At 66.0% G+C, this 21,713-nt stretch carries 19 protein-coding genes, 1 tRNA gene and 1 pseudogene; 17 read left to right on the plus strand and 4 right to left on the minus strand.

Annotated features, from left to right (window positions below; translation table 11 throughout):
* Position 1 precedes the first annotated feature (1 nt).
* From ribH to hisF, 4 genes are all read left to right on the plus strand, one after another.
* Positions 2-484, plus strand: coding sequence for a 6,7-dimethyl-8-ribityllumazine synthase (ribH, locus tag ACIQCN_RS03830; RefSeq protein ID WP_400604111.1), 483 nt, complete (start codon positions 2-4; stop codon positions 482-484).
* Between the two features lie 105 nt (positions 485-589).
* The gene (locus ACIQCN_RS03835) at positions 590-853 is read left to right on the plus strand and encodes a phosphoribosyl-ATP diphosphatase (protein ID WP_400604109.1); all 264 of its coding nucleotides are present in this window, start codon (positions 590-592) and stop codon (positions 851-853) included.
* A gap of 90 nt (positions 854-943) precedes the next feature.
* A complete protein-coding gene (gene hisG, locus ACIQCN_RS03840) occupies positions 944-1,801 on the plus strand; it encodes an ATP phosphoribosyltransferase (protein ID WP_400604108.1) in 858 nt (285 codons plus the stop codon).
* A 42-nt stretch (positions 1,802-1,843) separates the two neighbouring features.
* A complete protein-coding gene (gene hisF, locus ACIQCN_RS03845; protein WP_400604106.1) occupies positions 1,844-2,620 on the plus strand; it encodes an imidazole glycerol phosphate synthase subunit HisF in 777 nt (258 codons plus the stop codon).
* Positions 2,621-2,709: 89 nt separating this feature from the next.
* On the opposite strand, the gene ACIQCN_RS03850 is transcribed toward hisF, so the two are convergent.
* The gene (locus tag ACIQCN_RS03850; RefSeq protein WP_400604105.1) at positions 2,710-3,354 is read right to left on the minus strand and encodes a TIGR03085 family metal-binding protein; all 645 of its coding nucleotides are present in this window, start codon (positions 3,352-3,354) and stop codon (positions 2,710-2,712) included.
* A gap of 111 nt (positions 3,355-3,465) precedes the next feature.
* On the opposite strand from ACIQCN_RS03850, the gene hisI reads away from it, so the two are divergent.
* From hisI to pyk, 11 genes are all read left to right on the plus strand, one after another.
* A complete protein-coding gene (hisI, locus tag ACIQCN_RS03855) occupies positions 3,466-3,885 on the plus strand; it encodes a phosphoribosyl-AMP cyclohydrolase (protein WP_400609476.1) in 420 nt (139 codons plus the stop codon).
* A 2-nt stretch (positions 3,886-3,887) separates the two neighbouring features.
* Positions 3,888-5,450, plus strand: a complete 1,563-nt coding sequence (locus tag ACIQCN_RS03860) for an anthranilate synthase component I (protein WP_400609478.1) — start codon at positions 3,888-3,890, stop codon at positions 5,448-5,450.
* Positions 5,450-6,028, plus strand: coding sequence for a Trp biosynthesis-associated membrane protein (locus tag ACIQCN_RS03865; RefSeq protein ID WP_400609480.1), 579 nt, complete (start codon positions 5,450-5,452; stop codon positions 6,026-6,028). Before ACIQCN_RS03860 ends, ACIQCN_RS03865 begins: the two co-directional genes overlap by 1 nt.
* A 103-nt stretch (positions 6,029-6,131) precedes the next feature.
* Complete coding sequence (locus ACIQCN_RS03870) at positions 6,132-6,419, plus strand: HGxxPAAW family protein (protein ID WP_400604098.1); 288 nt, start codon at positions 6,132-6,134, stop codon at positions 6,417-6,419.
* A complete protein-coding gene (gene trpC, locus ACIQCN_RS03875; protein ID WP_400604096.1) occupies positions 6,419-7,240 on the plus strand; it encodes an indole-3-glycerol phosphate synthase TrpC in 822 nt (273 codons plus the stop codon). Before ACIQCN_RS03870 ends, trpC begins: the two co-directional genes overlap by 1 nt.
* 105 nt (positions 7,241-7,345) lie before the next feature.
* The gene (gene trpB / locus ACIQCN_RS03880; protein ID WP_400604094.1) at positions 7,346-8,677 is read left to right on the plus strand and encodes a tryptophan synthase subunit beta; all 1,332 of its coding nucleotides are present in this window, start codon (positions 7,346-7,348) and stop codon (positions 8,675-8,677) included.
* Between the two features lie 29 nt (positions 8,678-8,706).
* Positions 8,707-9,504 carry a tryptophan synthase subunit alpha gene (trpA, locus tag ACIQCN_RS03885; protein WP_400604307.1) on the plus strand — a complete coding sequence of 266 codons (798 nt, stop codon included), beginning with the start codon at positions 8,707-8,709 and terminating at the stop codon, positions 9,502-9,504.
* Between the two features lie 2 nt (positions 9,505-9,506).
* Entirely contained in the window at positions 9,507-10,661 is a 1,155-nt protein-coding gene (lgt, locus tag ACIQCN_RS03890) for a prolipoprotein diacylglyceryl transferase (RefSeq protein WP_400609482.1), read from the plus strand.
* A 256-nt stretch (positions 10,662-10,917) separates the two neighbouring features.
* Entirely contained in the window at positions 10,918-15,531 is a 4,614-nt protein-coding gene (gltB, locus tag ACIQCN_RS03895) for a glutamate synthase large subunit (RefSeq protein WP_400604091.1), read from the plus strand.
* The gene (locus ACIQCN_RS03900) at positions 15,524-16,981 is read left to right on the plus strand and encodes a glutamate synthase subunit beta (RefSeq protein WP_400604089.1); all 1,458 of its coding nucleotides are present in this window, start codon (positions 15,524-15,526) and stop codon (positions 16,979-16,981) included. The genes gltB and ACIQCN_RS03900 overlap by 8 nt, the downstream gene beginning before the upstream one ends.
* Positions 16,982-17,045: 64 nt before the next feature.
* Positions 17,046-18,530 (plus strand): pyruvate kinase, encoded by a 1,485-nt coding sequence (gene pyk / locus ACIQCN_RS03905; RefSeq protein ID WP_400604087.1) that lies wholly within the window; start codon positions 17,046-17,048, stop codon positions 18,528-18,530.
* A 72-nt stretch (positions 18,531-18,602) separates the two neighbouring features.
* Here pyk and ACIQCN_RS03910 read toward each other — a convergent pair whose 3' ends face one another.
* Positions 18,603-19,208, minus strand: a complete 606-nt coding sequence (locus ACIQCN_RS03910; protein WP_131134321.1) for an ANTAR domain-containing response regulator — start codon at positions 19,206-19,208, stop codon at positions 18,603-18,605.
* 205 nt (positions 19,209-19,413) lie between these two features.
* Between ACIQCN_RS03910 and ACIQCN_RS03915 the strand changes: the two genes are divergently transcribed.
* Positions 19,414-19,495, plus strand: a tRNA-Leu gene (locus tag ACIQCN_RS03915).
* 556 nt (positions 19,496-20,051) lie between these two features.
* On the opposite strand, the pseudogene ACIQCN_RS03920 reads toward ACIQCN_RS03915, so the two are convergent.
* A pseudogene (locus ACIQCN_RS03920) lies at positions 20,052-20,147 on the minus strand (recombinase family protein); the annotation flags it as partial.
* A gap of 332 nt (positions 20,148-20,479) precedes the next feature.
* Positions 20,480-21,325 carry a hypothetical protein gene (locus ACIQCN_RS03925; protein WP_400609484.1) on the minus strand — a complete coding sequence of 282 codons (846 nt, stop codon included), beginning with the start codon at positions 21,323-21,325 and terminating at the stop codon, positions 20,480-20,482.
* A 91-nt stretch (positions 21,326-21,416) separates the two neighbouring features.
* On the opposite strand from ACIQCN_RS03925, the gene ACIQCN_RS03930 reads away from it, so the two are divergent.
* Entirely contained in the window at positions 21,417-21,563 is a 147-nt protein-coding gene (locus ACIQCN_RS03930; protein ID WP_400604064.1) for a hypothetical protein, read from the plus strand.
* The last annotated feature ends 150 nt before the right edge of the window (positions 21,564-21,713 follow it).

Raw genomic sequence — 21,713 nt, forward strand, 5'->3', positions numbered from 1 at the left:
CATGAGCGGACACGGCGCCCCCAGCATCGACCTGACCACCCTCGACCCCGAAAAGACCTCCCGGCTCAAGCTGGCCATCGTCGCGGCCAGCTGGCACACCCAGATCATGGACGGCCTCCTGGACGGCGCCCTCCGGGCCGCCAAGGACGCCGGCATCAGCGAGCCCACAGTGCTCCGGGTGCCCGGCAGTTTTGAGCTGCCCGTTGCCGCCGCTCGTCTGGCACCGCACTTTGACGCGGTGGTGGCGCTCGGCGTCGTCATCCGCGGCGGCACCCCGCACTTCGAATACGTCTGCCAGGCCGCGACGGCGGGACTCACCGACGTCAGCGTGACAACCGGAGTGCCGGTGGGCTTCGGCGTGCTGACGTGCGACAACGAACAGCAGGGACTTGACCGGGCGGGCCTGCCCGGATCCAAGGAAGACAAAGGGCACGAGGCCGTGACCGCGGCCCTGGCTGCCGCCGTCGTACTCAGGCAGTACTGACGACCCCACGGACCGGGCGGGTGCGGTGTGTAATCCCTCACATCGCGCCCGTCACGTCCGGGCCCGGTGAGCGCCCCGCGGGCCGCACCAAGTAGTCTGGAAGGCGTGAAGAATTTCGAGACGCTGTTCGCTGAGCTCAGCGAGAAGGCAGCCACCCGCCCGGAAGGCTCCGGCACCGTCGCTGAATTGGATTCCGGCGTCCACGGCATCGGCAAGAAAGTCGTGGAGGAAGCGGCCGAGGTCTGGATGGCTGCCGAATATGAGTCCGATGAAGCCGCGGCCGAGGAAATCTCCCAGCTGCTGTACCACCTGCAGGTCCTCATGCTCGCCAAGGGCCTGACCCTGGAAGACGTCTACAAGCATCTGTAGCCACCGGCCGGCGCGCCGACCAGCCGCCGAGCCCGCAGTGGCCCGCATTTGCCTGACCCCAAAAGACCTCTTGAACCAGAAAGACTTTCCATGCTGCGAGTAGCCGTCCCCAACAAGGGATCCCTGTCCGAAGCCGCCTCCGCAATGCTCACCGAAGCCGGCTACCGCCAGCGCCGCGACTCGCGCGAGCTGGTCATGGTGGATCCGGACAACGACATCGAGTTCTTCTTCCTCCGCCCGCGGGACATCGCTGTATACGTGGGGCAGGGAACACTCGACGTCGGCATCACCGGCCGCGACCTCCTCCTGGACGCGGAGGTGGAGGCAGAGGAACTGCTTCCGCTGGGCTTCGCGGCCTCAACGTTCCGTTTTGCCGGTCCGGTGGGTGTTTTCTCCGCGGCTGAGCAGCTCGAGGGCAAGCGCCTGGCCACCAGCTATGACGGGCTGCTGCGGGGCTACCTGGCCGAGCGCGGCATCAACGCCAAGGTGGTCCGCCTGGACGGCGCAGTGGAGTCTTCCGTGCGCCTCGGCGTGGCCGACGCCATCGCCGATGTGGTGGAAACCGGGAACACCCTCAAGGCCGCCGGAATGGAAATCTTCGGCGACCCCATCCTGAAGTCCGAGGCCGTGCTGATCCGCCGCACGGGCAACGGGTCGGCCAACGGCACGGCTAAGGAAATCGAGGTCCTGATCCGGCGCCTGCAGGGCGTCCTGGTGGCGCGACAGTACGTCCTCATGGACTACGACATCCGCAAGGAACTCGTGGAGAAGGCCGCAGGCCTGACGCCCGGGCTGGAATCGCCCACCGTGTCCCCGCTCCGGGACTCCGACTGGGTCGCGGTACGGTCCATGGTGCCCAAGCGTGAAACCAACCGCATCATGGACGAGCTGTACGACCTGGGCGCCCGCGCCATCCTGGTCAGCAGCATCCACGCCTGCCGCATCTGACCCGCTCTCTTCGCATTACCGCAAGCATTCCAGGAGTTTTCCATGGCAGTAGCAGTCCGCGTCATTCCCTGCCTTGATGTCGACGCCGGCCGCGTCGTCAAGGGCGTCAACTTCGAGGGCCTCCGCGACGCCGGCGACCCCGTGGAACTGGCCCACCGCTACGACAACGCCGGCGCCGACGAACTGACCTTCCTTGACGTCACGGCGTCCTCCGGCAACCGCGAGACCACTTTCGACGTGGTCCGGCGCACCGCGGAAGAAGTCTTCATCCCGCTGTGCGTGGGCGGCGGCGTCCGTGGCGTTGCGGAGGTGGACAAGCTCCTCCGGTACGGTGCGGACAAGGCAGCCATCAACACCGCCGCCGTGTCCCGGCCGGAGGTCATCGACGAAATCACCCGGCACTTCGGATCCCAGGTGCTTGTCCTGTCCGTCGACGCCCGGCGCACCCGTCCCGGGTCGCAGCCGACGCCGTCGGGCTTTGAAGTGACCACCCACGGCGGGCGGACCGGAACAGGCATCGACGCCATCGAATGGGCGCGGGAAGCGGCAGACCGGGGTGTGGGGGAGATCCTCTTGAACTCGATCGACGCCGACGGCACCAAGGACGGCTTCGACCTGGAACTGATCCGGCTGGTGCGCGCGGCGGTCAAGGTTCCACTGATCGCCTCCGGCGGCGCGGGCGAACCGGCGCACTTCCCGCCGGCCGTGGCGGCAGGCGCGGATGCCGTGCTGGCTGCCTCGATCTTCCACTGGGGTCCCGACGACATGATCAGCCGGGTCAAGGACGAGATCCGCGCTGCCGGCTTCGAGGTCCGCTGACGCTGGTGGTTGAGCCTGCCGGAACCTAAGCCCGTCCTCGCATCAGGGCCTTCAAGGTTCTGATGCGCGGACAGGCCCTGGAAGAGGACTCAGAGGCCTACTTCGGCTGACTGGAGAAGCGCGACGGCGTCCGGCTGGCCTTCGAAGGTGACGAGGGCGTGGCGGGTCCGTCCGTGCGCGTGCATCAGCAATTCGCCCGGCTCGCCCACAATGGCAACCGAGACGGGAGCGCGCTTGGCGACGTGGCGGGGACCCGAGGGCCGGACCAGGACAATGCCCAGATCCACCCCGCGGTACAGGATGGCTGCGCGCTTGACGAGCTCATCCCACAACGCGTCCGAGTAGCCCTCATCCAGGGCCCTTGGCGCCCACCGGTCCACCGCGCGGCGGACGTCCTCAGTGTGCACGAAGTATTCGATGAGGTTGGAGCTTTCGTCCAGGGCCTTGATGTTCATGGGGGAGAGGGGCGGCGGCCCCGCCCGGAACGCGTTGACCAGGTCGGCGTAGTCCTCGGCGGTCTTGAGCCGCCCGGCGAGGCGGGCAGTAGCCTGGTCCGAGGCCTTGGCCAGGCGCTTGAAGATCAGCCCGAGTCCCACGGCGGCTTTCCGCTCACGGAGGTAAAGGTGCGCGGCGAGGTCCCTGGTACGCCAGCCCTTGCATAGCGTGGGCGCGTCAGGGCCGGCCGCCAGCAGGGTTTCGGCCAGGACTTCTCGGGACGGTTCGACGAAATGCATCACTTGTGAAACTAGCACGACACTCGCGCACTTGGGCACCATGACCGCAGCGGTTCGCCCGCGGCTGTTCACATCCGGTCCGGCCGGGCGGAAGGCACTAGACTGGACCCGATGTCTGAGCAGCCCACCTCCACGCACATGTCCGGATCCGCCGTGCCCGGGAGCCCCCTTCCGGCGGAGCTTTCCGCCGCCCTGAAGCGTGACGGCGCAGGCCTGGTGGCCGCCGTCGTTCAGCAGTTCGACACCAATGAGGTGCTCATGCTCGGGTGGATGGATGACGAAGCGCTGCACCGTACGCTCACTACCGGCCGCGTGACCTTTTACTCGCGCTCCCGGCAGGAGTATTGGCGCAAGGGCGACACCTCCGGGCACGTGCAATGGGTCAAGTCTGTGGCGTTGGATTGCGACGGCGACGCCCTCCTGGTGCGCGTGGACCAGGTAGGCGCCGCGTGCCACACCGGCACCCGGACCTGCTTTGACGGCCGGGAACTCAGTGCCACCACAGGAACAAGGACAGGCGGAACAGCTTAACCATGCAGGACCTTGGAATCATCAGCCCCGGACTGGACGAGTTCCGCGAGCTGGCACGGCACCGGCGGGTCATCCCCGTCACGCTCAAGGTGCTCGCGGACGCTGAAACGCCCATCGGCCTGTACCGGAAGCTCGCGCAGGGCCAGCCCGGAACATTCCTGATGGAATCCGCCGCGGTGGGCGGTGCCTGGTCCAGGTACTCCTTTATCGGTGCGAAGTCCCGGGCAACCCTGACCACCAAGGACGGCCAGGCGCACTGGCTGGGTGAACCGCCGGCCGGGGTGCCCGTGGACGGCAGCCCGGTCGATGCCATCAGGGACACGGTTGAAGCCCTCCGCACCGACCGTTTCGAGGGGCTCCCGCCCTTCACCTCAGGCCTGGTCGGGTTCCTCGGCTGGGAGACCGTCCGGCATTGGGAGCGGCTGGTCAGCCCGCCGGAGGACGACCTGCACCTGCCCGAGATGGCGCTGAACCTGGTGACGGACATGGCTGTGCACGACAACGTGGACGGCACCGTGCTGCTGATCGCCAACGCCATCAACTTCGATGACAGCTCCGAGCGCGTCGATGAGGCATGGGAGGACGCCGTTGCCCGGGTCAAGGCCCTGCTTAACCGGATCAGCACCCCCATTGCCCACCCGGTCTCCGTTCTTGAACCGGCGGCCCTGGACTTTGCCTCCAGCGTCCAGGAACGATGGGACGAGTCCGAGTACCTGGCGGCCCTGGACCGCGGCAAGGAAGCCATCGTAGACGGCGAAGTGTTCCAGGTGGTGATTTCCCGCCGCTTCGAAATGGACTGCGGCGCCTCGCCGCTGGACGTCTACCGGGTCCTGCGGAATACCAACCCCAGCCCGTACATGTACATCTTCAGCCTCGCCGATGCCGAAGGGCGCGAGTACTCGATCGTCGGATCGTCCCCTGAGGCCCTGGTGACCGTCACAGGTGAAGAGGTCATCACCCATCCCATCGCAGGCTCCCGCCCCCGCGGCAAGACCGTCGAGGCCGACAAGGCCCTGGCGGAGGAACTCCTGGCGGACCAGAAGGAACGTGCCGAGCACCTCATGCTGGTGGACCTGTCCCGCAACGACCTCTCCAAGGTGTGCGTCGCAGGGACCGTGGACGTCACCCAGTTCATGGAAGTGGAGCGCTTCAGCCACATCATGCACCTGGTCTCCACGGTGGTGGGCAGGCTCGCCCCCGACGCCACGGCCTATGACGTGCTGAAGGCAACCTTCCCGGCAGGCACTCTCTCAGGCGCACCGAAGCCGCGCGCACTGCGCCTCCTGGATGAACTGGAACCGCACCGCCGCGGCATCTACGGCGGAGTAGTAGGTTACCTGGACTTCGCCGGGGACATGGACATGGCCATCGCTATCCGGTCAGCCCTGCTCCGCGAGGGCCGGGCCTATGTACAGGCCGGTGGCGGCATCGTGGCCGATTCGGTCAATCCCACCGAAGCGCTGGAAACAGTCAACAAAGCCGCGGCCCCGCTCCGCGCCGTGCACACCGCGGGCTCGCTGCACAATGTCTCCGCCGAGTCCCTTCCCGGCGGGAAAGAGTCCTGATGCCAGCGTGGGCCCGCAAGTCCACGGTGGTCCTGCTGATTGCCGTCCTCGCACTGGCGGTCTTCGGCACCACCACCCAGACCTGGCTGTCCGTCTCGCTGGATCCGGCGCAGTCCGGCGCCGGGGGAGATGCCCTTGAAGTGCAGGGCAGCAAGGCCGCGACGGCGGTGACGGCACTGGCGCTGGTAGCCCTTGCCGGCGGCCTCGCGGCGTCGATCGCCGGCAGGATCGCGCGCTGGGTTATCACCGTGATCATTGTGCTGGCCGCGGCGGGCATTGTGGCCGCCGCCGCCACCGTGCTGGCCGACCCGCTGGCCGCCGCCCAGGGGTCCATCGCTGCTGCCACGGGAGTGTCGGGCGGCCAGGCCCGGGTGGAGGCCACCGCTTTTCCGTTCATCGCGGTGGGCTGCGGCGGCCTTCTGGCCCAGGCGGGCCTGCTGGTGGTGCCCGCCGGCCGGTACTGGAAGGCGCGGACCAAGTATGACGTCGCGGGCCGCGGACCGGCAGCGGCAACAGCCGGGCCCGTGGACGAGATCGACAGCTGGGACCGGCTTTCCCGCGGCGACGACCCCACCTGACCGGCGCCGGGCCGGGAAGCGGTCACCGCCGCCGGACCCGGATACGCGGACGGTGGCCAAAAATGGCAGAATGTAAGCAGTATTTACCCCTGAGGAGATTTCAATGAGCAAAGCACCCGCGTCCGTTTCCAATTCCGGCACCCGCGTTGTGGCCCCCGGCGCCATCGACCACAGCCAGGAACTCGGCCACGGCAACAGCCCCGCGGCCTGGACCTGCGTCATCGTGATGCTGGTCGGCGCGCTCATTGCCTCCATTGCCTTCGTCATTGCCAGCACCCCCATCTTCATCGTGGGCGGCGCCATCATGGTCCTCGGCCTGATCCTCGGTTACGTCATGCGCAAGGCAGGTTACGGCGTCGAAGGCAGCAAGCTGAAGAACTCCGGCCACTGATGGCAACTGTTCTCGATGACATCAACGCTGGTGTCAGGGAGGATATGGAAGCCCGGAAACGGCTCGTTTCCCTCGCCGAGCTGAAGGACCGCGCGCAGGCCGCGCCGGCCGCCCGCGATGCCTGGGCCGCCCTCGGCGGCACCTCGCCGGTCCGGGACCAGCTGAAGGTGATCGCGGAGATCAAGCGCCGCAGCCCCTCCAAGGGTGACCTGGCCGGCATCTCGGATCCCGCGTCGCTTGCCCGGCAGTATGCCGACGGCGGTGCCTCCGTGATCAGCGTCCTCACCGAGCAGCGCCGGTTCAACGGGTCCCTGGCGGACCTCGACGCGGTGCGGGCCGCCGTCGACGTGCCCTTGCTGCGCAAGGACTTCACGCTGGACGAATACCAGATCTGGGAGGCGCGCGCCCACGGCGCGGACCTCATCCTGCTCATCGTCGCCGCCCTTTCCGATGCCCAGCTCGAGGACTTCAGTGCGCTGAGCCACGAACTCGGCATGAACGTGCTGGTGGAGACACACACGGAAGAGGAAATCGAGCGGGCCGCCGCCGCCCGGGCGCGCATCATCGGCGTCAACGTCCGCAACCTGAAGACGCTCGACGTCGACCGTTCAGTTTTTGCCGCACTGGCAGGCCGCGTTCCGGCCGGCGCGCTGGTGGTCGCCGAATCCGGCGTCCGCGACGTCGCCGACGTCACCCACTATGCCGCCAGCGGCGCCAACGCCGTGCTGGTGGGCGAGGCCCTGGTCAGCCACTCCACGCCGGCGGACCGCATCGCCGAATTCACCGCCGCAGGGGCCGCCGCTATCGCCGCCCGCGGCTGACGGCAGCGGTCCGGTCCCCGGCGCGGGGGTCCGGCATTGACTGCCGCCCCGGAGTACGCCCCGGGGAACCCACTTTTGCCCGAACAACTGGAACAGGACGGACTGATGGCCCACGCACCCTCCGGCGAAGCCCACAACGATGCCGATCACAATGCCACGGAAGCCTTCCTGCAGGGCGGCTCCCTCCGGCACGCACCGGGGCCGTACTTCGGCAACTACGGCGGGCGCTGGATGCCGGAATCCCTCATCGCCGCCCTGGACGAACTCGAAGAGACGTTCAACCAGGCCAAGGACGATCCTGAATTCCGGGCCCAGATCGCGGACCTCAACAAGAACTACTCGGGCCGCCCCTCGCTGCTGACCGAAGCCAAGCGGTTCTCCGGCCACGCCGGCGGAGTCCGGATCTTCCTCAAGCGCGAAGACCTGAACCACACCGGCTCGCACAAGATCAACAACGTCCTGGGCCAGGCGCTCCTGGCCAAACGCATGGGCAAGACCCGCGTCATCGCCGAAACCGGTGCGGGCCAGCACGGCGTCGCCAGCGCCACCGCGGCGGCCCTGATGGGCCTTGAGTGCGTGGTGTACATGGGTGCCGAGGACTGCCGCCGCCAGGCGCTGAACGTGGCCCGCATGGAGCTGCTCGGCGCCACGGTCATCCCGGTGACCAGCGGTTCCCAGACCCTCAAGGACGCCATCAACGACGCGCTCCGCGACTGGGTTGCCAACGTGGACCACACCCACTACCTGCTGGGCACCGCCGCGGGCGCGCACCCCTTCCCGGCCATGGTCCGCTACTTCCATGAGGTCATTGGCGATGAAGCCCGCGCCCAGATCCTGGAGCAGGAAGGCCGGCTGCCTGATGCTGTATGCGCGTGCATTGGCGGCGGATCCAACGCCATCGGCATCTTCCACGGCTTCCTGGATGATCCGTCGGTGAAGATCTACGGTTTCGAGGCAGGCGGCGACGGCGTGGACACCGGCCGGCACGCGGCCACCATTACCCTGGGCAAGCCCGGCGTGCTCCACGGCGCCCGCTCCTACCTCATGCAGGACGACGACGGCCAGACCATCGAATCGCACTCCATCTCCGCCGGGCTGGACTATCCGGGGGTGGGCCCGGAGCACTCGTACCTGGCCGATATCGGCCGAGTCAGCTACGAGCCCATCACGGACAGCGAAGCCATGGACGCCTTCCGGCTCCTGTGCCGGACAGAGGGCATCATTCCGGCTATCGAGTCCGCCCACGCACTGGCCGGAGCCATCAAGGTGGGCCAGCGGCTTGCCGCGGAGGACCCCGCCGCCGCTGCCGGGAAGATCGTGATCGTGAACCTGTCCGGCCGTGGCGACAAGGATGTTGCTACCGCGGCTGAATGGTTCAACCTGTTGGACAAGGGTTCCGCCGAGTCGGAAATCGGTAAAGAGGGTGAGCAGCTGTGAGCGGCGCAGAGACGGCAAACGGGGTACAGATGACCAGCAAGGCGGCGGCCGCGATCGACCGGGCCCGCGCCGAGGGCCGTGCCGCCCTCGTCGCCTACCTGCCCGCGGGCTACCCCAGCGTGGAGGAGTCGATTGCCGCCGGCGTCGCCGCCGCGCGCAACGGCGCAGACCTCATCGAGGTGGGCATCCCCTACTCCGACCCCGTGATGGACGGCCAGGTCATCCAGGCTGCCACCACGCAGGCCCTTGCCAACGGCTTCAAGGTGGGCCAGGTGTTCGACGTCGTGGCCGGGATTACCAGCCAGACCGATGCCGCGGTCCTGGTCATGACGTACTGGAACCCGGTGGTGCGGATGGGTGTGGAGGAGTTTTCCCGCCGCCTCGCAGAGGCCGGCGGGGCGGGACTCATCACCCCGGACCTCATCCCGGACGAAGCTTCCGAATGGATGGCGGCCTCTGACAAGTACGGCCTGGACCGGGTGTTCCTTGTGGCCCCGTCCTCCACGGCAGAGCGCATGCAGCGCACCGTGGATGCCAGCCGCGGGTTCGTGTACGCCGTGTCCATCATGGGCGTCACGGGAGCCCGGACGTCCGTCAGCACGGCTGCCAAGGACGTGGTGGCGGCCGCACATGCTGCCGGAGCGGAACGTGTCTGCGTGGGCCTGGGCGTGTCCAACGCAGACCAGGTCCGCGAGATCGCCGCGTACGCCGAGGGCGTCATCGTAGGCACGGCCCTGGTCAAAAGCCTGGGTGACGGCGGCGTCGACGCAGTGGGCGCGCTCACCAAAGACCTCAGCACCGGCCTGGCCAGGAAAGAAGAAGCCTAGCAATGCAAACACTCCTGCAGGCCGCCGCCCTGGTGCCGGCCAGTATCCCCAGCCCCGACTGGTCCGGTTTCGACATCCCCCTGCCATGGGGCGCGCTGCGCATCCACGCCTACGCGCTGTGCATCCTCGCCGGAATCATTGCCGGCCTGTGGCTTACGTCGGTCCGCTGGGCAAAGCGGGGGGCACCCGAAGGCAGCGTGTGGGACATCGTCATCTGGGCCATCCCCTCCGGGATTATCGGCGGACGGCTCTATCACGTGTTCTCGTCCCCGGACGCATACTTCGGCCCGGGTTTTGACGGGACGGGTGACCTTTCACTGATACCGCAGATCCAGCGGGGCGGGCTGGGTATCTGGGGAGCGGTGCTGCTTGGCGTGATCGGTGCCTGGATCGGCTGCCGCCGCAGCGGAGTCAAGCTCACCGCGTTCCTCGATGCGGCTGCTCCCGGGCTGCTGCTGGCCCAGGCCATCGGGCGCTGGGGCAACTACTTCAACCAGGAACTGTTCGGCGGCCCCACCACGGTGCCCTGGGGCCTGGAAGTGGACGCGGACAATCCCAATTTCCCGGCGGGAATGGCCGAGGGCACGCTGTTCCACCCCACGTTCCTGTATGAGTCCCTGTGGAACGTTGCGGGCGTCATTATCCTGCTCGCATTGGACCGCCGGTTCAACTTCCGCCGCAGCCGTCTGTTCTGGCTGTACGCCATGTACTACACGCTGGGCCGCGTCTGGATCGAGGCGATGCGCATCGATGATGCTGAGCAGATTTCCCTGTTCGGCATCACCACCCGGCTCAACGTCTGGACCAGCATCTTCGTCTTCGTGGTGGCCCTGGCCGCCTTCGTGCTGCTCGGGCTGAAGGGCCGTCCGCAGCCGGACACGCCCTACCTGCCGGGCAGGGAGCCCGCGCCGGTGGCCGCAGGCGCGGAAGATGCCTCTGCCGCAAATGACGTCCGTGATCCGGACTCTGTTGTCTCAGATAGTGAATCGCGTGATAATCTCCGTGATAACCAAAGCGGTTCCCGGCCTGCTTCCGACCCCACGGAAGAAGCCGCGGCGGCACCGTCCGGCCCCAGGCCCGGCACGGATGCACCTGCCGCCGGAACTTCCGGCAGCACAGCCACGGGATCCGCTCCAGAGGCCGGCGACAGGAAGTAGCCGGCCGGAAGGGCATGTGAGCCACCGCTCGAACAGCCCACCAACCACAATGTCGTGGCATGGGATCCGCCGGATCAGCGTACAGCTGCTCTCCGGTGCGGCCCGGGGCAGGGGCCTGCGTAACTCTTCGTTCAGCAGGCCGAGCTGACCTACAATTTCCTGTAAATAACACTTTGTTGTGCCCATCACACGGGGCCCACGAGTGGGGCCAACGGTGTCCCTTCCATACGCACGATCAGGAGGAAGGACGTCTCCCATGACCCAAACTCTTCACACTCCCAGCTGGTCCGAACCGGATCAGCCTGAGGCTGCCATGTCGCCCTTCAAGCGCTTCGCGGCCCTCCCTGACGCGGGCGGACTGTACAACCCCGAGCAGGAAAAGGACGCCTGTGGGCTGGCGATCATCGCCACCCTGCGGGGCGAACCGGGCTACGACATCGTGGATGCGGCCCTGACCGCCCTGCGCAACCTTGAACACCGCGGCGCCGTGGGTGCTGATGAGGGAACGGGCGACGGCGCCGGCCTCCTCATGCAGATCCCGGACGAATTCTTCCGCGCCGTCACGGAGTTCGAACTGCCCGCCCCCGGCCAGTACGTGGCCGGCACGGCGTTCCTGCCCGCGGAACAGCGCGAAGCCGACGCCGCCCGCGCCGGCATCGAGGGCCTGGCCGCGGACGAGGGCCTGAAGGTCCTTGGCTGGCGCGAGGTGCCGGTCGTCGCCGACCTCGTCGGTGCCATGGCCCGAGCCTGCATGCCGTACTTCTCCCAGCCCTTCCTGGCATCGGCCACCGGCGAGGAGCTGGACCGGAACGAGCTCGACTCCCGCGCCTGGCGGATCCGCAAGCGGGCCCAGAACAAGTTCGGCGTCTACTTCCCCTCGCTGTCCTCGCGCACCATCGTGTACAAGGGCATGCTCACCACCGCCCAGCTGGAGCCGTTCTACCCGGACCTTTCGGACAAGCGGTTCAAGACCAAGCTGGCCATTGTCCACTCGCGTTTCTCCACGAACACGTTCCCGTCGTGGCCCCTGGCGCAGCCGTTCCGCACCATCGCGCACAACGGCGAAATCAACACCGTCAAGGGCAACCGGAACTGGATGCGGGCCCGCCAGTCCCAGCTTGCCAACCCGCTGCTGGGCGATTCCCCCGAAGAGCTCTACCCCATTTGCACCCCGGGCGCTTCCGACTCCGCCTCCTTCGACGAGGTCGCGGAGCTGCTGTGGCTGTCCGGCCGCCCCATCACGCACTCGATCATGATGATGATCCCCGAGGCGTGGGAAAACCACGCCACGATGGATCCCGCCCGCCGCGCGTTCTACGAATACCACTCCCTGCTGATGGAACCGTGGGACGGCCCCGCGGCGGTCTCCTTCACCGACGGCAACCTGGTTGGTGCCACCCTGGACCGCAACGGGCTCCGCCCTGGCCGCTACTGGATCACCGAGGACGGACTGATCGTCTTCGCCTCCGAGGTGGGCGTGATCGACGTCGAACCCGCCAAGGTAGTCAAGAAGGGCCGCGTCTCTCCCGGCAAGATGTTCCTGGTGGATACAGGGGCCGGCCGCATCATTGACGACGAAGAGGTTAAGGCAGAAGTCGCTGCGGCGAACCCGTGGGCCGAATGGGTCAAGGACAACCTGATCGACCTGAACGAGCTGCCCGAGCGCGAGCACGTGGTGCATACCGCTGCCTCCGTGAACATCCGCCAGCGCACGTTCGGGTACACCACCGAGGAACTGAAGATCCTTCTGGGCCCGATGGCCCGCACAGGTGCCGAGCCGTTGGGCGCCATGGGCTCCGACACCCCGGTGGCGGTGCTCTCCAAGCGGCCCCGCCTGCTTTTCGACTACTTTGTTCAGTCCTTTGCGCAGGTCACCAACCCGCCGCTGGATGCCATCCGCGAAGAGCTGGTCACCTCGCTGACGTGCGCCATCGGCCCCAACGGGAACCTGCTGGACACCAAGCAGGTCCGGCAGCCGCAGGTCCAGCTGCCGTTCCCGGTCATCAACAATGACCAGCTGGCCAAGATAGCCAACATCGAGGACGCCGACGGCAACCGCGTCGCCATGAAGGTCCGGGGCCTGTACCGTCCCGAGGGCGGCGAGAACGCCCTGCGCGCACGCCTTACCGAAATCTGCGAACAGGTTTCGGGCGCCATCAACCGCGGCGTGCAGTACGTGGTGCTGTCCGACCGCGACTCGAACGCACAGTGGGCGCCCATCCCGTCCCTGCTGCTGGTCAGCGCCGTGCACCACCACCTGCTCCGCAGCGCCAACCGCACCAAGACCGCGCTCGTGGTGGAGGCCGGCGACGTCCGCGAGACCCACCACGTGGCCGTGCTGATCGGCTACGGTGCCTCCGCCGTGAACCCGTACCTGGCCATGGAGTCCGTGGAACAGCTGATTGCGGCCGGCGACGTCACGGGCGTCACCCCGCAGGACGGCGTCTACAACCTCATCAAGGGCCTGGGCAAGGGCGTCCTGAAGATCATGTCCAAGATGGGCATCTCCACGGTGGCCTCCTACACCGGCGCCCAGACGTTTGAGGCGCTGGGCCTGGGCCAGGAACTGGTGGACGAATTCTTCGCCGGCACCCACTCCCAGCTGGGCGGCGTTGGCCTGGACGTCATCGCAGCCGAAGTTTCCGCTCGCCACCAGATGGCCTACCCGGAGGGCGGCATCGAACAGCCGCACCGTCCACTGCTGGGCGGCGGCGAGTACCAGTGGCGCCGCGACGGTGAGCCGCACCTGTTCAACCCCGAGACCGTTTTCCGGCTGCAGCATGCCACCCGCGAACGCCGCTACGACATCTTCAAGGCATACACCAAGGGCGTGGACGACCAGTCGCAGAACCTGATGACGCTCCGCGGGCTGCTGAAGTTCAAGAATGAGCGGCCTCCGGTTCCCCTTGAGGAAGTGGAGCCCGTCTCCAGCATTGTCAAGCGTTTCTCCACCGGCGCGATGAGCTACGGGTCCATCTCCAAGGAAGCCCACGAGACGCTGGCCATCGCCATGAACCGGCTGGGCGGCAAGTCCAACACCGGTGAGGGCGGCGAAGACGTGGAGCGCCTGCTCGATCCGGAGCGCCGTTCCGCGGTCAAGCAGATAGCGTCCGGCCGTTTCGGCGTGACCAGCCTGTACCTGACCAACGCGGATGACATCCAGATCAAGATGGCCCAGGGCGCCAAGCCCGGCGAAGGCGGCCAGCTGATGGCGCAGAAGGTCTACCCCTGGGTGGCCCGGACGCGTCACTCGACCCCCGGCGTCGGGCTCATTTCCCCTCCGCCGCATCACGACATCTACTCCATCGAGGACCTCGCCCAGCTGATTTACGACGCAAAGCGTGCCAATCCCTCGGCGCGCGTGCACGTGAAGCTGGTGTCCGAAGTGGGGATCGGCACCGTGGCGTCCGGCGTGACCAAGGCGAAGGCCGACGTCGTACTTGTCTCCGGGCACGACGGAGGCACCGGGGCATCCCCGCTGAACTCGCTCAAGCACGCCGGCGTTCCGTGGGAGCTCGGCCTGGCCGAGACGCAGCAGACCCTGATGCTCAATGGCCTGCGGGACCGCGTGGTGGTGCAGGTGGACGGGCAGCTCAAGACCGGCCGCGACGTTGTCATTGCCGCCCTGCTGGGCGGCGAGGAATTCGGCTTCGCCACGGCTCCGCTGGTGGTGGAAGGCTGCATCATGATGCGCGTGTGCCACCTGGACACCTGCCCAGTGGGCGTGGCGACGCAGAACCCCGAACTGCGCGCACGGTTTACCGGCAAGCCCGAATTCGTGGTCAACTTCTTCGAATTCCTGGCCGAGGAGGTCCGCGAAATCCTGGCGGAGCTTGGCTTCCGCAGTCTCGAAGAGGCCATCGGCCACGCAGAGGTGCTGGATACCCGCGAGGCAATCGACCACTGGAAGGCCGAAGGGCTGGACCTGGACCCGATCCTGCACGGCCTGGAGTTCGACGACGACGCCCCGCTGCGCAACCTGACCGGCCAGAACCACGAACTGGACAAGCACTTCGACCAGCGGCTGATCACCATGGCCGCCGAGGCGCTGACGGACCGCAGCCCCGTAAAGATCGCTGTTGACGTGATCAACACGGACCGCTCCGTGGGCACCATGCTGGGGCACGTCGTCACCAGGACCTTCGGGACCGATGTGCTGGCGACGGACACCATCGACGTCACGCTGAGCGGCACGGCGGGGCAGTCGCTGGGCGCGTTCCTGCCCGCCGGCATCACCCTGCGGCTCTACGGTGACTCCAACGACTACGTGGGCAAGGGCCTCTCCGGCGGCCGCATAGTGGTGCGCCCGGACCGGACCAACGTGTTCAAGGCCGAGGACAACGTCATCGCCGGCAACGTGATCGGCTACGGCGCAACCAGCGGCGAACTGTTCCTGCGCGGCCACGTGGGCGAACGCTTCCTTGTCCGCAACTCCGGCGCCACGGCAGTCGTCGAAGGCATCGGCGACCACGGTTGCGAGTACATGACGGGCGGCCAGACGCTGATCCTGGGCCGCACCGGCCGCAACTTCGGCGCCGGCATGTCCGGTGGAACCGCGTACGTCCTGGACCTGCGGACCACCCGTGTCAACAAGGAAGCCCTGCAGTCCGGCGAGCTCCAGCTCCTGGAGCTGGACGCAGAAGACCGCGACATCGTGCACGGCCTCCTGGTCAAGCACGTCGAAGAAACCGATTCCCAGCTGGCCGCCCGGCTCCTCGAGAACTTCGATGACACCGCTGCCCGCATTACCAAGGTGCTGCCGCGCGACTACGCGGCGGTGCTGCAAACCCGTCTCGACGCCATCGAAGAGGGCCTGGACCCCGACGGCGAAGAAGTATGGTCTCGAATCCTGGAGGTGACCGGTGGCTGATCCACGCGGATTTCTGAAAGTACGCCAGCGTGAAACCCAGCCACGCCGTCCCGTTCCCGTCCGCATCATGGACTGGAAGGAAGTCTACGAGGCACAGGAGAAGGGCACCCTCAAGGCCCAGGCGGGACGCTGCATGGACTGTGGTGTGCCGTTCTGCCACCAGGGCTGCCCGTTGGGCAACCTCATTCCCGAGTGGAACGACCTCATGTGGCGGGACAAGGGCGAGGAAGCGATCGAGCGGCTCCACGCCACCAACAATTTCCCCGAGTTCACCGGCCGGCTGTGCCCGGCACCCTGTGAAGCGTCCTGCGTGCTGGGGATCAACCAGCCCGCGGTGACCATCAAGCAGGTGGAGGTCTCGATCATCGACGAGGCGTGGGACAACAACTGGGTCCACCCGTTGCCGCCTGCCCGCCTGACCGGCAAGACCGTTGCCGTGGTGGGTTCCGGCCCTGCCGGCCTGGCCGTGGCGCAGCAGCTGACCCGGGTGGGCCACACCGTTGCGGTGTACGAGCGGGACGACAGGATCGGCGGCCTGCTCCGCTACGGCATCCCCGACTTCAAGATGGAGAAGGAGCAGGTGGACCGCCGTATCGAGCAGATGAAGGCGGAAGGCACCCGCTTCCGGACCGGCGTTAACGTGGGCACGGACGTGACGTGGGAGCAGCTGCGGAGGCGCTATGACGCCGTCGTGATCTGCACCGGCGCCACCGTGCCGCGCGACCTGCCCATCCCGGGCCGCGATCTGGAGGGTGTCCATTTCGCGATGGATTACCTGGTGCCGGCCAACCGCGCCGTGGCGGGGGAGACGGTGGAGAACCAGATCCACGCGCAGGGGAAGCACGTTGTCATCCTTGGCGGCGGCGACACAGGCGCGGACTGCCTGGGCACTGCACACCGCCACGGTGCGGCATCGGTGACCACCCTGGCCATTGGCAAGCAGCCGCCGGCTGAGCGTGCCAGCCACCAGCCGTGGCCGACGTTCCCCACGCTTTTTGAGGTGGCCAGCGCGCACGAGGAGGGCGGCGAGCGGACGTACCTTGCGTCCACCGTCGAGTTCGTGGGCGAGAATGGCAGGCTCACCGGCGTGAAGGTGGCCGAGACGGAGTTTGTGGACGGCAAGCGCCTGCCCAAGGCCGGAACCGAGCGGGTCATTCCGGCGGACCTGGTGTTCCTGTCCCTGGGGTTCACCGGGGCCGAGCCGGCGGGCATCACCGAACAGGTGCACGCCGAATTCGATGGCCGCGGCAACGTGTCCCGCGACGGGTACTACATGACGAACACCGAGGGCGTGTTCGTGGCAGGCGACGCCGGCCGGGGCCAGTCGCTCATCGTCTGGGCCATCGCGGAAGGCCGCGCCGCTGCCGCTGCCGTGGACCAGTACCTGATGGGCACAACGATCCTGCCCGCGCCGGTCGCTCCGACAGACCGGGCCATCGCCGTCCTGTAACGGTGCACCGGGGGTTCACCTGCACGACAACTTAACCAATGCAAGAGACCAATAGGGTAGGTATATGAGACGCGCAAAAATTGTGGCCACATTCGGCCCGGCAATTGCCAGCTACGAAAACACCCTCGCAGTGCTGGAAGCAGGTGTTGACGTCGCGCGCATGAACATGAGCCACGGCGACTACTCCGTGCATGACAACACCTATGAGAACGTGCGCAAGGCAGCAGCTGACCTGGGCAAGGCAGTGGCCATCATGGCCGACCTGCAGGGCCCCAAGATCCGCCTGGGCCGTTTCGTGGACGGTCCGCACGCCCTCGCCGTGGGTGACACTTTCACCATCACCACCGAGGACGTTCCCGGCACCAAGGACATTTGTTCCACCACGCTGAAGAGCCTCACCGAGGACGTCAACGTTGGCGACGCCCTGCTGATCGACGACGGCAAGGTGGCCCTGCGCGCCATCGAGGTTGATGACGTCAAGGTTGTCGCTCAAGTGACTGTGGGCGGCATGGTGTCCAATAACAAGGGCATCAACCTCCCGGGCGTGGCCGTGAATGTTCCGGCGCTGAGCGAGAAGGATGAGGACGACCTCCGCTGGGCCATGCGCCGCGGCGTGGACCTGGTCGCGCTGTCCTTCGTCCGTGACGCCTCGGACATTGTCCGCGTGCACGAGATCATGGACGAGGAAGGCCGCCGGGTTCCGGTGATCGCCAAGATCGAGAAGCCGCAGGCAGTGGACCAGCTGCATGAGATCGTCGACGCGTTTGACGCGATTATGGTGGCCCGTGGCGACCTGGGCGTGGAGCTTCCGCTGGAGGAAGTGCCGATCGTGCAGAAGCGCGCCATCGAGCTGGCCCGCCGCTGGGCCAAGCCGGTCATCGTCGCCACGCAGGTTCTGGAATCCATGATCGACAACCCGCGCCCCACGCGTGCTGAGGCTTCGGACTGCGCCAACGCGGTGCTGGACGGTGCGGATGCAGTCATGCTCTCGGGTGAGACCAGTGTGGGCAAGTACCCCATCGAGACGGTCAAGACGATGGCGCGCATCATCGAATCCACTGAGGAGCACGGCCTGGAGCGCGTCCCTCCGCTGGGGACGAAGCCCAAGACCCGCGGTGGCGCGATCACCCGTGCCGCCGTCGAAATCGCCGACCAGCTGGATGCGAAGTACATCTGTGCATTCACGCAGTCCGGCGACTCCGCACGCCGCCTGTCCCGCCTCCGGCCGGTCAAGCCGGTCTTCGCGTTCACCCCGGTGGAGCAGGTCTGGAACCAGCTGGCCCTGACCTGGGGCATCCAGCCGGTGCTGGTGCAGATGGTGGACCACACGGATGAGATGACGGCGCAGGTTGACCGCAGCCTGGAGGAAATGGGACTGGTGGAAGACGGCGACCTGGTGGTTATCGCCGCCGGTTCCCCTCCCGGAAAGGCCGGTTCCACCAACTCGCTGAAGGTCCACAAGGTGGGCGACCTCGCCGACTCCACCCGCGGCGAGTCCGCTGCGGCGCGCGAGAAGCTCGGCCCGTGGCCGGAAAAGAAGAAGAAGTAGGCCTTAGACAGGAACGAAAAGGGAGGGTTCCCGCCGGTTGGCGGGAACCCTCCCTTTTGCTGTCAGGGCCCGTCAGTTGACCTGGTTGATGATGGTCTCGGCGACCTCGCGCATGCTCAGGCGGCGGTCCATGGAGGTCTTCTGGATCCAGCGGAAGGCCTCGGGCTCGGTGAGGCCCATCTTGGTGGTGAGGAGGCTCTTGGCACGCTCGACGAGCTTGCGGGTGGCGAACTGCTCCTGCAGGTCCGAGACTTCGCTTTCGAGGGCCTTGATTTCCTCGTGGCGGGACAGGGCGATTTCCAGGGCGGGGATGAGGTCCGCCGGCGTGAAGGGCTTGACCACGTAGGCCATGGCGCCGGCGTCCCGGGCACGCTCCACGAGTTCTTTCTGGCTGAACGCGGTCAGCAGGACCACGGGGGCGATGCGGGCCTTGACGATCTTCTCCGCAGCGGAGATCCCGTCCATTACCGGCATCTTGACGTCCATCAGGACCAGGTCCGGCTTCAGTTCTTCGGCGAGCTGGACGGCCTTCTCGCCGTTGTCCGCCTCGCCGACCACCTCGTACCCTTCACCGCGCAGGATCTCGATGATGTCGAGGCGGATGAGGGTTTCATCCTCGGCAACGATGACGCGGCGCGCCGGCTGGGACGTGGGTTTTGACTCCGTCTGTTCAGTCACGGGATCTCCTTGGAAAAGGTACGGCGGGACAGCTCCATCTTAGGTGCCGCGCCCGGCTGTACTTGGCCTGCATGGTCGATTGCGGCGTCAGCGGCGCGATTCTGGAATTCAGCCTATCTGCATGTAGAGTAATTGCGCGTACGTGAAGCGATCGCGTTCCTCACAGTAAGCTGTGGGCGTACTTCCTCGCCTCCCGTAAATCCGCGCCCGAGTGGCGGAATTGGCAGACGCGCCGCACTCAAAATGCGGTATCGAAAGGTGTGTGGGTTCGAGTCCCACCTCGGGCACAGCACATTCCCTCGTCAGAGGGATTTTTGCTTTAAGGTGTGGACATGGCTTGTGGTGGCGTCCCTCTGACGCTAGGTGCGCGGGCTGTAGCCTGGCCGCCGCGGTGGCCTATTCAGGTGTGTGGGTGGCGGGATCAAGACCCTGGCTAGTGGGCCTTCCGCCTGCTGGGGTTGGGTTCCTGCGTAACCTTCTTTGGATTCTGTCGGGTTGGCGGTGGTGGCCTACATCTATTCATGCCGCGGGGGAGTGGGGACAACATGACCTGTACGCACCTGCTCTCTTGTGCTGCCGCAGGCCGGTCTGAAGGACCGGTAGAAAGGATGGCCCGCGTGCTTTTGTCCTGTCAAACGGAATGTGTACAGTGTCCACACCTATATCTGCTTTTTCGAGGACGAAGTTTTTGAGCTTGCGCAATCCCTGACAGTTCTGATGACTGCACATGCCGTCCAGCTCATGAACAGCTAGGGCCTTTAGTTCGCAGAGCCTTTAATTATTGCGAACCGAGCCAGAGTACGTGCCGGCACTCAGCGTGATTGTCGTTGTCAGGCCGAGCCTGTCGACGCGACAGACCCCGGCCGCGACAAGCGCGTCGAGCTGCAGCTGCGCGTCCTGGCTGGATGAACTGACCCGTGTATAGCCAAGGTGTCTCACGTTGCCACTGGGGCTCGAAAAGGCCTCTTGAAGGCACGGCTGAGACCTCCCTCGCTGAGACGGCATAGCGAGACGTCAGGAAACACGGTATGACGCAGAACCCTATTCCTTTGATTGGCCGTAAAGGGGTGTCTTGAAAGGCTTTTGCTTTCTAAGACATCAGCAGCTCAACCAGATAGTTTGTCAGTGCTCTCGCCGCGGTGGCGCCGGGACAGCGAACTGACTTCCCAGAGGGAAGGAAGAGCTGTTTCTCGGGGTGTCCTAGGCCCTGGTTCTCTATCCAGAGGCGGCATGCCTGCCCTCGGGCTGTCGCTGCTTTCGGGGTAGCGAGCTTAGGCGAGTCCTGCGATTTGTCGGAGTTCCTTCACTGACGGCGAGTAACCGCGCCGGTTCATCAATGCGAGGGTCTTCAGTCGTGGAATGCCTGCGATGGGAGTGAGGTCGTTATCCAGGATCTTGGTGGATCCGTATAGGTACAGTTCCTCAAGCTCAGTCAGCCCCGCCACTGGCTTCAATGACTCAATGTCGCCGCTCTCGGCGATGTTAAGCCGGCGTAGTCCTACGCATTCTGCGAGGTCGTTGATATTCCTCAGTTTCTTGCACGAGTCCAGCTCAAGCTCTCGAATCTCGGAGCGGCCGCGGAGCTCAGAGATGTCGTCAAGCCGCGCGGCGAGATATATGCCGAGGCGCTCGATCCTGGGCAAGCAGGACAGGCCAGCCAGAGAGCGCAGTCGCGGGCGATCTTTCATCCGGAGGGTTTGAAGACCAGCATGTTTAGATAGCGGTTCGAGATTCTCAGGCGTGTAGGCCAGTAGGAATAAGTTGTGGAGCCCGGAGACTTGGCCGATGGTGTCACTTACCTGGGACCAGGATGCCCCGAGATTGCGGAGCTTGGGGAGTTCGCTGAGCCTGATCGTCAGATCGGGATGGGTGGTCACGCGCAGCGACTCCAAGGTAGGGGCAAGCGAATAGATTGGCTCCAGGGTGTCCAGGCGCCGGTCGATAATCTCCAGTTCACGGATTGGAAGCCCGCGAAGGAAATCGAGATTTGGCTCGTCGAATCCGAGGGCGTAGTTCAGTACCAGCCTGTGGGCGCGACCCTCTTCAAAAATTCTTGCCGATTGCGCTATCCAGGCTCCGGTCACGACAAGCTCCCCGGCCTGCCCGTGGTTTTTCATCGTTTTCCTACCCTGCTGCTGATCTGAACCGCCAGTTTTGCATCATTCCGTGAATCAAGGTGAACGGCCGGTCCAATAGCTCCATTCCTGGGTGGAAGACCTGACTCGGTACACGGTGGTCCACTCCCGGACGGTTGCGGTCCTGTTCGTGGACACCCGGCCGGTGGACGCCATCGTCTTTCATCACGACCTGCTGGGCGCCGATGACCCGAAGAGCTTCTTCAGTCTCCCTGGGTAGGCCAATGAGCTGCCCTTGCAGGGACGCTCATCACGGGTCCGGGAAGCGCCTTTTTGGTGTACTGTCCCGGCAGGTTGGTGACTCGGGGACGGATTTGACGCAATAAGAGGATCTCCGGGGGTTGTGTGGTGCTTGTCGAGAGCGAACACA

Source organism: Pseudarthrobacter sp. NPDC092424, assembly GCF_044754925.1.
GTDB lineage: Bacteria > Actinomycetota > Actinomycetes > Actinomycetales > Micrococcaceae > Arthrobacter.

Excerpts from the sequence above, each read along its gene's own strand:
- ribH (WP_400604111.1), top strand. The coding sequence starts at position 2 with ATGAGCGGACACGGCGCCCCCAGCATCGACCTGACCACCCTCGACCCC.
- hisG (WP_400604108.1), top strand. The coding sequence starts at position 944 with ATGCTGCGAGTAGCCGTCCCCAACAAGGGATCCCTGTCCGAAGCCGCC.
- hisF (WP_400604106.1), top strand. The coding sequence starts at position 1,844 with ATGGCAGTAGCAGTCCGCGTCATTCCCTGCCTTGATGTCGACGCCGGC.
- ACIQCN_RS03850 (WP_400604105.1), bottom strand. The coding sequence starts at position 3,354 with ATGCATTTCGTCGAACCGTCCCGAGAAGTCCTGGCCGAAACCCTGCTG.
- hisI (WP_400609476.1), top strand. The coding sequence starts at position 3,466 with ATGTCTGAGCAGCCCACCTCCACGCACATGTCCGGATCCGCCGTGCCC.
- ACIQCN_RS03860 (WP_400609478.1), top strand. The coding sequence starts at position 3,888 with ATGCAGGACCTTGGAATCATCAGCCCCGGACTGGACGAGTTCCGCGAG.
- ACIQCN_RS03865 (WP_400609480.1), top strand. The coding sequence starts at position 5,450 with ATGCCAGCGTGGGCCCGCAAGTCCACGGTGGTCCTGCTGATTGCCGTC.
- ACIQCN_RS03870 (WP_400604098.1), top strand. The coding sequence starts at position 6,132 with ATGAGCAAAGCACCCGCGTCCGTTTCCAATTCCGGCACCCGCGTTGTG.
- trpC (WP_400604096.1), top strand. The coding sequence starts at position 6,419 with ATGGCAACTGTTCTCGATGACATCAACGCTGGTGTCAGGGAGGATATG.
- trpB (WP_400604094.1), top strand. The coding sequence starts at position 7,346 with ATGGCCCACGCACCCTCCGGCGAAGCCCACAACGATGCCGATCACAAT.
- trpA (WP_400604307.1), top strand. The coding sequence starts at position 8,707 with ATGACCAGCAAGGCGGCGGCCGCGATCGACCGGGCCCGCGCCGAGGGC.
- lgt (WP_400609482.1), top strand. The coding sequence starts at position 9,507 with ATGCAAACACTCCTGCAGGCCGCCGCCCTGGTGCCGGCCAGTATCCCC.
- gltB (WP_400604091.1), top strand. The coding sequence starts at position 10,918 with ATGACCCAAACTCTTCACACTCCCAGCTGGTCCGAACCGGATCAGCCT.
- pyk (WP_400604087.1), top strand. The coding sequence starts at position 17,046 with ATGAGACGCGCAAAAATTGTGGCCACATTCGGCCCGGCAATTGCCAGC.
- ACIQCN_RS03925 (WP_400609484.1), bottom strand. The coding sequence starts at position 21,325 with ATGAAAAACCACGGGCAGGCCGGGGAGCTTGTCGTGACCGGAGCCTGG.